The sequence below is a fragment of the Oceanisphaera litoralis genome, assembly GCF_016907015.1.
In the GTDB taxonomy this organism is placed as follows: Bacteria; Pseudomonadota; Gammaproteobacteria; order Enterobacterales; family Aeromonadaceae; genus Oceanimonas; species Oceanimonas litoralis.
Genome location: NZ_JAFBBE010000006.1, coordinates 145847 through 156257, shown reverse-complemented (window position 1 = coordinate 156257; position 10411 = coordinate 145847). Strand labels below are relative to the sequence as shown.

The window sequence follows — 10411 nt, the reverse complement described above, 5'->3', positions numbered from 1 at the left end:
GCAGAAGGGGTATAACGAGGCGATAAAACGAAGGAGATATCCAGGAGTTATCAGGTTCTTCTGCAACTCTGCTGCCATAGAGCGAACTCGTTAGGCCAGAGGTTTTGCGTCACTATCTTTCGATGGGGTTGCCCTTTATTGAACCTGCACGCTAACTGGGCAAGTTGTATACGATATTGTCCCACAGGGCGGAGGGGAGAGACAAGGGATACCGCTTCGAGCGTCAGTACCTTTACCCGATCAATTCGCCTGCTATACCGGCCGGGTGGCCAGCTAGGGGTGACCATGGATGCGAAGTAGTCGGCCACCCGGGTCAACCGCGGCATGACCAGGTTCGGCTGCAAGCGCGCAAGGAAGTGCTCAGGTCCCGCTGCGACCGCTTTGCCCACCCTGCAATTTAATCATGGGTTTTTTCAGATGATTAATATAAATTATGCGCATCGAAATAATAACGATTTATATTAATGATGAGGAGATAATCATGCGCTTCCCGGTACTGGCATTGCTCGCCACTCTGGCTTTTCCCTTTTCCATGGCGGTTGCAGGGCCGGCAGACTCCATTACCGTGGAACACCCGATGGGCAAGACACAGGTGCCGGTGAAGCCTGAGCGGGTGGTGGTCATGGGCATTGGCGCCCTGGATGTGCTGGATACCTTCGGCATAGCGCCGGTGGCGGTGACCAAGGAATATCTGCCGGACTACCTGTCTGAATACCGGGATGACCAATATGCCACCTCCGGCACCCTGTTCGAGCCCGACTTCGAGGGCATCTTCAGCCTGAAACCGGATCTTATCATTATCGGCCCCCGCAGCGTTGATCAGTTCGACGAGCTGAGCAAGATTGCCCCGACCCTGGTGTTTGCGTTCGACGAGCAGGCCGATGCCAGTTACTGGCAGGCCACCCGGCAGTTGTGGCGCACCCTGGGGCGGGTGTTTGCCATCGAGGACAGGGTAGAGGCAAAAATTGCCGAGCTGGATGCCGAGTTTAACGCCATTGCCGAGCATAACCGGGCCGAGCAAAACAATGCCTTGCTGGTGATGAGCAGCGGCAAGAACATCACCGCCTTTGGCGCGCACTCGCGTTTTTCCGCCCTGTTCCGTGACTTTGGCTTTGTGAATGCGGCCGGGGTGCAGGATCAGTCCCGTCATGGCGAGCTGGTTTCTTTTGAGTACATTAAGCAGGCCAACCCCCGGCACCTGTTTATCATCGATCGCGACAAGGTGGTGAACAAGGGCAAGAGCAGCACCCACCAGCAGTTCGACAATGCTCTGGTGAAAGCCACCGCAGCCTACCAAAACCAGGCCGTGACCTATCCGGACACCGGTGCCTGGTACATTACCGCCTCGGGCGTGACCGCCACCGAAATCATGATTTCGGATGTGAAACGGAACCTGCAGATGCAGTAATACTCATCGGATTAATCATGTGCTCAGGCCGTCATCCTGACGAAAGTCAGGATCTCTCTGCAGGAAGATACCGGGTCCGTCATGCTGATACTGAATCAAGTTCAGCATGACGAAGATTCAGTACCGGTATGACCGTGTTTAAAGCAGGGCTGAGATTGAGTACTTTTTAGTGAGATTGTTGTAAGCCGTTGATGCGGCCGGGAATTTAACGTGAAAATCTTGTTGCCTGTTTTTGTGCTGCTAAGTGTGGCATCGGTGTTTGTCGGTGTGATCGATCTGGATATGGCGGCGATATGGCAAGGCGATACCGCCGCCCTCGAGCTGTTGCTGGTCAGCCGCCTGCCCCGGCTGCTGGCCATCTGGCTGGCGGGGGCGGGCCTGAGTATTGCCGGGCTGATTATGCAGCAAATCAGTCAGAACCGCTTTGCCGCCCCGTCCACCACCGGCACCATAGAGTGCGCCATGTTCGGCTATGTGCTGAGCCTGGTGCTGTTTGGTGACGGCAACAACCTGCCCGTGATCTTCGGCTCGGCCATGGCCGGCACCCTGCTGTTTGTGAACTTCATTCACGGGGTGCAGTTCAAAAACGCCATCTATGTGCCGCTGATCGGCATTATCTTCGGCAATGTGGTGGGGGCCGCCGCCACCTTTGTTGCCTATAAGTACGATGTAGTGCAGAACCTGTCCGGCTGGGAGATGGCCAACTTTTCCAGCATCTTGCTCGGCAACTACGAGCTGCTCTATCTCGCCCTGCCGGTGGGCATTGTCAGCTACTGGTTTGCCACCCGGCTGTCGGCGGTGGGCATGGGTCGGGACTTCTCCGTTAACCTCGGCCTCAACTACCGGCAGGTGGTGCTGCTGGGCGTCATGCTGGTGTCGGTGATGTCGGCGTCGGTGGTGATGATCGTCGGCATGCTGCCGTTTCTGGGGCTGATCGTGCCCAACCTGGTGTCCCGCTATCTGGGCGACAACATGCGCAGAAACCTTCCGGTTACGGCGCTGTGCGGCGCCATTCTGGTGCTGGTGTGCGATGTGCTCGGCCGTCTGATTATTTTTCCCCATGAGGTGCCCATCACCATGATCATCAGCCTGCTGGGCGGCGCCGCCTTCATCTATCTGGTGCTGCAAGACACCCGGCGCCGGCAGGGGGCATGATGTCTGACAGAGTTAAAATCATGCTGATGGCGGCGGCCTCGCTGCTGCTGGTGGCGCTGTTTGTGGGCGTGGGGCTGGATGCCGACAACTACCGGTATTTTCTGTCGCGCCGGGTGCCCCGGGTGCTGGCGCTGATCATCGCGGCGGTGGCCATCGCCCAGTCGTCACTGGTGTTTCAGACCATTACCGGCAACCGCATTCTGACCCCCGGCATCATGGGCTTCGATGCCCTGTATCAGGCCACCCAGCTCCTGCTGGTGCTGGTGCTGGGCGGCCTGAGCGTGGCCATGGCCAATGTGTATGTGAATTTTGCGCTGTCGGTGGCGGTGATGATGTTGTTCTCGCTGCTGCTGTTCGGCTTTTATTTTAACAAGCAGCAGGCCGGCATCATGACGCTGTTGCTGCTTGGGGTGATCTTCGGTCAGCTATTCGGCAGCCTGTCTTCCTTTTTCATGATGCTGCTGGACCCTACCGAGTTTGCCGTGGCCCAGGGCAAGATGTTTGCCAGTTTCAACAACATCAACGGCGAGCTGGTGTACCTCTGCCTGTTGCCGCTGGCACTGGTGGTCACGCTGCTGTATCGCCAGCACCGCACCCTGGACGTGTTCTGGCTGGACAGAGACAACGCCATCGGCCTGGGCGTGGATGTAAAGGCGGTCACCCGGCGGGTGCTGCTGCTGATTGCGGTGCTGGTGTCGGTGTCGACCGCCCTGGTGGGGCCCATACTGTTTTTCGGCCTGCTGGTGGCCAATCTCAGCCGGCAGTTGTGCCACAGCTATCAGCACAGAGTGCTGCTGCTGGCCAGCTCGCTGCTGGCGGTGCTGATGCTGCTGGGCGGCCAGTGGCTGCTGGAAAACCTGTTTTCGCTCAACACCACCCTGAGCGTGGTGATCAACTTCTTCGGCGGCCTGTATTTTCTGTGGCTGCTGATCCGGCAAAAAATATAACGACAGGGGTGACCGAAACCATGATTGAACTGGACCGGCTGAGCAAGAAATTCGGCGCGAAAATGGTGATCGATCAGGCCTCTGCCTGTTTCAGGGCCGGCCAGGTGACGGCCATTATCGGCCCCAATGGCGCCGGCAAAAGCACCCTGCTGTCCATGGCCAGCCGGCTGCTCGACAAGGACGGCGGCGAGGTGTTTATCGACGGCAAGGCGCTGGCGCAATGGGACACCAAGGCACTGGCCAAACGGCTGGCGGTGCTGCGCCAGGCCAACAACCTCAACATGCGCTTCAGCGTGCGCGAGCTGGTGTCGTTTGGCCGTTTTCCCCACAGCGGCGGCAAGCTCACCGAGGATGACAAGCAGGTGATCGACCAGGCCATCACCTACCTGGATCTGACCGACATTCAGCACCGTTATCTCGACGAGCTGAGCGGTGGCCAGCGGCAACTGGCCTTTATCGCCATGGTGGTGGCCCAGGACACCGAATATGTGTTTCTGGACGAGCCGCTGAACAACCTGGATATCAAGCATTCGCTGCAGATCATGCGCAATATCCGGGTGCTGGCCCACGAGCTGAACAAGGCGGTGGTGATCGTGATCCACGATATCAACTTCGCCTCCTGCTATGCCGACCATATCATCGCCCTCAAGCAGGGCCGGGTGATCACCCAGGGGCCGACCGATGAAGTGATCCGGGCCGAGGTGCTGTCGGACATCTACGACACCGGGTTCAATATCGCCGAGATGAACGGCCAGCGGATTTGCATGTATTACGGTTGAGTAAGGTCGTGGGAGGCGGCTGTGCTCCGCTTGCACACTGGTGCGGTATGACGGCGTGACTTGCCTCGGCACAGCGCCCGTTATCGACCTGTATCACCCCCTTTGGGCGACGATGATGCTAGAATCCGGGGCAATCTGTCCGCCACCTTCAGTGGTCACAACAAGAGCACGATAACAACCATGACCTCCAATATCTCTACTCTGGCCGGCCTGATCTGGTCGGTGGCCGATCTGCTGCGCGGCGATTTCAAGCAATCCCAGTATGGCCGCATCATTCTGCCCTTTACCGTGCTGCGTCGTCTGGAATGCGTGCTGGCGCCCACCAAGGAGCAGGTGCTGGCCATGGTCGACACCACCAAGGCCATGCCGGAAACCGCCAAAGACAAGCTGCTGCTCAACGCCAGTGGCCAGAGCTTCTACAACACTTCCCAACTCAGCCTGGACCGACTGGGTGAAAACCATGTAGGTGACAACCTGGATGCCTATGTGCGGGCCTTTTCCCGCGATGCCTTCGAGATCTTCGAGCACTTCAACTTCGACGGCACCATCAACCTGCTGGAAGACGCCGATCTGCTGTACAAGGTGGCGCAGAAGTTTGCCAATGTGGATCTCTCCCCCGAGGCGGTCGACAACTACCACATGGGCCTGGTGTTTGAAGAGCTGATCCGCCGCTTTGCCGAAAGCTCCAACGAAACCGCCGGGGAGCACTTTACCCCCCGTGACATAGTGCGGCTGACCACTTCGCTGGTGTTTACCGAAGACGACCAGGCGCTGACCAGGCCCGGCATAGTGCGCTCCATCTACGACCCGACTGCCGGCACCGGCGGCTTTCTGTCCTGCGGCATGGAATATCTGCACGAGCTTAACGAGCAGGCCCGTCTGGCCACCTTTGGCCAGGAGCTGAACGCCGAGTCCTATGCCATCTGCAAGGCCGACATGCTGATCAAGGGCCAGGACATCAGCAACATCAAGCTGGGCAACACCCTGTCCGACGACCAGCTCAAGTTCAAGCGTTTCGACTACTGCCTGTCCAACCCGCCCTTCGGCGTGGACTGGAAGAAAGTGGAAAAAACCGTGCGCGACGAGCAGCAAAGAGAAGGCTTCAACGGCCGCTTCGGCCCCGGACTGCCACGGGTATCCGACGGCTCCCTGCTGTTTCTGCTGCACCTGATCAGCAAGATGCAGGACCCCACCGCCGACTGTGCCGGCTCGCGTATCGGCATCATCCTCAACGGCTCGCCGCTGTTCACCGGCGGCGCCGGCAGTGGCGAAAGCGAGATCCGTCGCTACATACTGGAGCACGACCTGCTGGACGCCCTGGTGGCCCTGCCCACCGACATGTTCTACAACACCGGCATCGCCACCTATATCTGGGTGCTGAGCAACCACAAGCCGGCGGAGCGCAAGGGCAAGGTGCTGCTGATCAACGCCACCGAGCTGCACAGTCCGATGCGCAAGTCGCTGGGCTCCAAGCGCAAGTTCCTCAACGACGAGGCGCTCAAGCAGATCGTCGAGCTGTACAGCCGCTACCAGCAAAGCCCCATCGCCAAGCTGTTCCCCACCACCGCCTTCGGCTATCGCCGCATCACAGTGGAACGTCCGCTCAAGCTGGCCTTCCATCCCCAGGATGCCGACCGCCTCGCCGCGCTGCAGGCCGACAAGGCCTGGGCCAGGCTCGATGCCACCCTGCAGGCCAGTCTGCTGACAGCCCTGGCGGCCTTTGTCGAACCCAAGCTGTTAAGCCGGGACCAGTTCAAGCAACAGCTCGCCAAGGCCATGGGAACGGTCAAGCTGCCGGCAGCGGTTTTCAAATTGCTGTGCAACCACCTGGCCGAGCAGGACGACGCCGCCGAGGTGTGCAAAGCCAAGGGCCAGCCCGAGGCCAACCCGGCGCTGCGTGACAACGAGAATGTGCCTCTTGGCGAAGATATCCACGACTACTTCCGGCGCGAAGTATTGCCCCATGTGCCCGATGCCTGGATAGACGAAAGCAAAACCGATCCGCTCGACGGCCAGGTGGGGCTGGTCGGCTACGAAATTCCCTTCAACCGCCACTTCTATCAGTACCAGCCGCCCCGGGCGCTGGAGGAGATCGACGCCGATCTGGATGCCGTCGCCAAGGAGATCATGCAACTGCTGGCAGAGGTGCATTCGTGAGCCAATTTCAGCCACAGCCGCACTTCAAGGAAGTGCTGACGCTGATCGAGCAGGCGCGCCAGCGGGCCACTCAGGCGGTCAACACCCAGCTGGTTGAGCTTTACTGGCAGGTGGGGGCTTATATCAGCCACAAGCTGGACCAGGCCGAATGGGGCGATGCCGTGGTGGGCCAGCTGGCCGAGTACCTGGCGCACACCCAGCCGGGCCTGCGCGGCTTTACCCGCTCAAACCTGTTTCGCATGCGTCAGTTTTACGAGACCTACCGTGACGATGAAAAAGTCGCAGCACTGCCGCGACAATTATCCTGGACCCACAATCTGAGCATTATCGGCCAGTGTAAGCGACCGGAAGAGCGCGAGTTTTACCTGCGCATGGCCATTCAGGAGAAGTGGTCCAGCCGTGAGCTGGACCGTCGGCTGAAGACGGCTTTGTTCGAGCGCAGCGTCATGCACCCAGCCAAAGTGACACCGGTGGTGCGACACACCCACCCCGGTGCCCTGGATATGTTCCGCGATGCCTATATGGTGGAGTTTCTCGACCTGCCCCCCGGCCATGCCGAGGCCGACCTGCATCAGGGGCTGCTGCAACGCTTGAAGGACTTTCTGATCGAGCTGGGCCGGGACTTCTGCTTTGTCGGCTCCGAATATCCGCTGCAGGTGGGCGGCCGCGACTTTGCGCTGGATCTGCTGTTCTTTCACCGGGGGCTCAACTGCCTGGTGGCCATCGAGCTGAAAGTCGGTCGCTTCGAGCCGGAATACCTGGGCAAACTGGACTTCTATCTGGAAGCCCTCGACCGTGACGAACGCAAGGCCCATGAAAACCCGGCCATCGGCGTGCTGCTCTGCGCCAGCAAAGACAGTGAAGTGGTGGAATACGCCCTTAACCGCTCCCTGTCACCGGCGCTGATCGCCGAATACCAGACCCAGCTGCCCAACAAGGCACTGCTGCAGGCCAAATTGCATGAGTTCTATGCGCTGAATGCGTTGAATGCGCTGGAGGGGGAGCAGGAATGAACCTGAATCAAGCGGTAAGCGAACGGAAAGCCATAAGCTGTAAGCCGTCAGCTATAAGTGGCGTGGCTGGAAAGTATCAGCCCTATCCGGAATATAAGGAGTCGGGGGTGGAGTGGTTGGGGGAAATTCCAGCACATTGGGCGATTCATTCATTAAAACGGACGGTCGATGGCTGCACCAATGGAGTTTGGGGCGGCGAACCTGATGAACTGAGTGATATTACTGTGCTCCGTGTTGCAGATTTCGACCGTAACAAGCTTGAAGTGCGTGACGACAAGCTGACTACACGTTCTATTCCGGAGAAGGATCGTAGAAATAGACTGCTTCAAAAAGGCGATCTGCTAATTGAAAAATCAGGTGGTGGTGAAAAGACGCTAGTCGGGTGCGTTGTTATTTTTGATAAAGACTATGACGCCGTTACGTCAAACTTTGTTGCCAAAATGACCCCAAGAGCTGGGTTTGACAGTGTTTTTTTAAAGTATGCATTCGCTAAACTGTATGCGGGACGTGTGAATTACCCTTCAGTAAAGCAAACGACAGGTATACAAAACCTTGATTCGGATGCATATCTGATGGAGCGATTTGTTTTTCCCTGTGAACAAGAGCAACGCACTATCGCCGCCTTTCTCGACCATGAAACCGCCCGTATCGATGCCCTGACCGCCAAGCAGCAGCGGCTGATTGCGCTGCTCAAGGAAAAGCGCCAGGCGGTGATCTCCCACGCCGTGACCAAGGGCCTGAACCCAAACGCACCGATGAAAGACTCCGGCGTCGAATGGCTGGGGCAGGTGCCGGCACATTGGGAAGTGAGTAAGTTTGGATTCATCTCAATGGTCGTGCGAGGAGGTTCTCCTCGGCCAGCAGGTGACCCTGAATTATTCAATGGAGACTATTCACCTTGGGTTACCGTAGCTGAGATAACCAAAGATAATGAGATTTATCTTACGGATACTGAGAGTTTTTTGACGAAAAAAGGTAGCGATCAATGTCGAATATTTTCTTCGGGCACTTTGCTGATATCAAATAGTGGGGCAACGCTGGGCGTCCCCAAAATTCTTTCAATTAATGCAAATGCAAACGATGGTGTTGTTGGATTCGAAAAATTGAAGATAAACTCAGAGTTTGCTTATTTTTACCTGTCAACATTGACAGAAGATCTTAGAGAAAGGGTTAAGCAAGGTTCTGGTCAGCCGAACCTTAACACTGACATTCTTAAGGGAGTTGTTATTCCGATTCCTCCAAAATCGGAGATTGAAGTCATTGTTAAAGCTATCCACGAGAAAAGAGCCAAGTTCTCAAGCCTGATATCCAAAGCAAGTGTTGCTGTTCACTTGCTTCAAGAACGCCGCACTGCGCTGATCTCCGCCGCTGTCACCGGCAAAATTGACCTACGGGATTGGAAGGCGCCGGATGCAGATTAACGATTACGTCTTCTTGCAGCAGCTGGCCGGGTTGCCCTTTGTGCAGGCCATTTGGTTGTTCGGCTCACGGGCGCGGGGCGATCACCGGGAACGCTCCGATATCGACCTGGCCATCAGTTGCCCGAATGCCAGCGAGGCGGACTGGCTGCAACTGCTTGAGATAGTGGCCCAGGCTGATACCTTGTTGGGCATCGACTGTATCTGGCTGGAACGAGAGCCGGAACAAAGCGCATTGCGCGCCGCCATCGAGCGAGACAAAGAGGTCCTTTATGAACGCCAACCAAAATAATCCTGTATCCGACCAGACAGACAAGCTGTCCCTTAGCCTCAATGCCATGGGCAAGGCCCTGCAACGACTGGCCGAATCGCTGGCCTTTGACCAGAGCCAGCCATTGGTAGTGGATGCCAGTATTCAGCGCTTCGAGTTCTGCATCGAGCTCACCTGGAAGACCATGAAAAAGGCGCTGACCCAGGAAGGTATCGAAGCCAACACCCCCAGAGAATGCATGCAGCAGGCCTACGCCGCCAAGTGGCTGGATGATGAAACCGCCTGGCTGAGCATGCTCAGAGACCGTAACCTGACCTCCCATACCTACAAGGAAGATCTGGCGCTGGAAATCTATCAGCGTCTGCCCGGGCACCTGACCGCCATGCAGGCCCTGCACCAGCTACTGGTGGCCCGGTTTGATACACAGGTGACCGAATGACAACTCAATTCAGCGACTATATCGTCTATGTGGATGAGAGTGGTGACCATGGACTGCAGTCGCTTGACCCCAACTATCCTGTTTTTGTGCTGGCCTTTTGTATCTTTCACAAACGCTATTATGCAGAAACCGTTGTCCCCCGACTGCAGAAGTTCAAGTTCCAGCACTTTGGCCATGACCTGGTGATCCTGCATGAGCATGAAATTCGCAAGGAAAAAGGCGACTTTGCCTGCTTTCGTAACCGGGAGCATAAAAACGATTTCCTCCATGAGCTGACCACTATCATCGAGGAAAGTAACTTCGTGCTTGCTTCCTGTGTGATCGAGAAGCAGCGGCTACGCGAGCAGAGCCAGGCCCCTGAAAACCCTTACCACCTTGCGTTGGGGTTTTGTCTCGAAACGCTCGATGCCTTCCTCAAAGAAAAAAAGCAGCAGGATCGGTTGACCCATGTGGTAGTGGAAAAGAGAGGGAAAAAAGAAGACGACAAGCTGGAGCTGGAGTTCCGCCGTATCTGTGATGGGGAAAACAGGTTAAAACAGACCATGCCGTTTGCCGTACGTTTTGCCGACAAGAAAGCCAATTCGGCAGGATTGCAACTGGCTGATTTGGTGGCACGGCCTATCGGAGTGCATGTTTTGAGACCTGAGCAGGCAAACCGGGCATTTGACTTGTTGAAGCTGAAGTTTTACTGCAGCGGTGGCCGCCAACAGGTAGGTAATGGCTATGAAGCGTGGGGTCTCAAGCGGTTTCCAGAAGCCATAAAAAGCGAAAAGCCCCGATGAATCTCACCGAGGCATTAACGCCGACCGGGTACTCCCAGTCCA

10 protein-coding genes and 1 riboswitch are annotated in these 10411 nt (G+C 56.9%); all 10 genes read left to right on the top strand.

From position 1 onward, the window contains the following. Positions 1 to 58: 58 nt before the first annotated feature. A riboswitch (cyclic di-GMP riboswitch) is annotated at positions 59 to 143 on the bottom strand. Between the two features lie 338 nt (positions 144 to 481). The 10 genes from HNR62_RS05625 to HNR62_RS05580 all read left to right on the top strand — a co-directional run bounded on the left by HNR62_RS05625 (position 482) and on the right by HNR62_RS05580 (position 10369). Further along, positions 482 to 1408 carry a siderophore ABC transporter substrate-binding protein gene (locus HNR62_RS05625; protein ID WP_239552610.1) on the top strand — a complete coding sequence of 309 codons (927 nt, stop codon included), beginning with the start codon at positions 482 to 484 and terminating at the stop codon, positions 1406 to 1408. A gap of 210 nt (positions 1409 to 1618) precedes the next feature. Beyond that, entirely contained in the window at positions 1619 to 2563 is a 945-nt protein-coding gene (locus HNR62_RS05620; protein ID WP_204795111.1) for an iron chelate uptake ABC transporter family permease subunit, read from the top strand. Beyond that, positions 2560 to 3510: an iron chelate uptake ABC transporter family permease subunit gene (locus tag HNR62_RS05615; protein WP_275588081.1), complete on the top strand. Its 951-nt coding sequence runs from the start codon at positions 2560 to 2562 to the stop codon at positions 3508 to 3510. Before HNR62_RS05620 ends, HNR62_RS05615 begins: the two co-directional genes overlap by 4 nt. Before the next feature lie 20 nt (positions 3511 to 3530). Then, a complete protein-coding gene (locus tag HNR62_RS05610; RefSeq protein WP_204795110.1) occupies positions 3531 to 4289 on the top strand; it encodes an iron ABC transporter ATP-binding protein in 759 nt (252 codons plus the stop codon). A gap of 180 nt (positions 4290 to 4469) precedes the next feature. Then, a complete protein-coding gene (locus tag HNR62_RS05605; RefSeq protein WP_204795109.1) occupies positions 4470 to 6446 on the top strand; it encodes a type I restriction-modification system subunit M in 1977 nt (658 codons plus the stop codon). Beyond that, positions 6443 to 7459 (top strand): PDDEXK nuclease domain-containing protein, encoded by a 1017-nt coding sequence (locus HNR62_RS05600; protein WP_204795108.1) that lies wholly within the window; start codon positions 6443 to 6445, stop codon positions 7457 to 7459. Before HNR62_RS05605 ends, HNR62_RS05600 begins: the two co-directional genes overlap by 4 nt. Continuing rightward, positions 7456 to 8880: a restriction endonuclease subunit S gene (locus HNR62_RS05595; protein WP_204795107.1), complete on the top strand. Its 1425-nt coding sequence runs from the start codon at positions 7456 to 7458 to the stop codon at positions 8878 to 8880. Before HNR62_RS05600 ends, HNR62_RS05595 begins: the two co-directional genes overlap by 4 nt. Further along, positions 8870 to 9169 (top strand): nucleotidyltransferase domain-containing protein, encoded by a 300-nt coding sequence (locus tag HNR62_RS05590; RefSeq protein WP_204795106.1) that lies wholly within the window; start codon positions 8870 to 8872, stop codon positions 9167 to 9169. Before HNR62_RS05595 ends, HNR62_RS05590 begins: the two co-directional genes overlap by 11 nt. Continuing rightward, entirely contained in the window at positions 9150 to 9587 is a 438-nt protein-coding gene (locus HNR62_RS05585; RefSeq protein ID WP_239552609.1) for an HI0074 family nucleotidyltransferase substrate-binding subunit, read from the top strand. The genes HNR62_RS05590 and HNR62_RS05585 overlap by 20 nt, the downstream gene beginning before the upstream one ends. Next, positions 9584 to 10369 carry a DUF3800 domain-containing protein gene (locus HNR62_RS05580; RefSeq protein ID WP_204795105.1) on the top strand — a complete coding sequence of 262 codons (786 nt, stop codon included), beginning with the start codon at positions 9584 to 9586 and terminating at the stop codon, positions 10367 to 10369. The genes HNR62_RS05585 and HNR62_RS05580 overlap by 4 nt, the downstream gene beginning before the upstream one ends. Positions 10370 to 10411 lie beyond the last annotated feature (42 nt).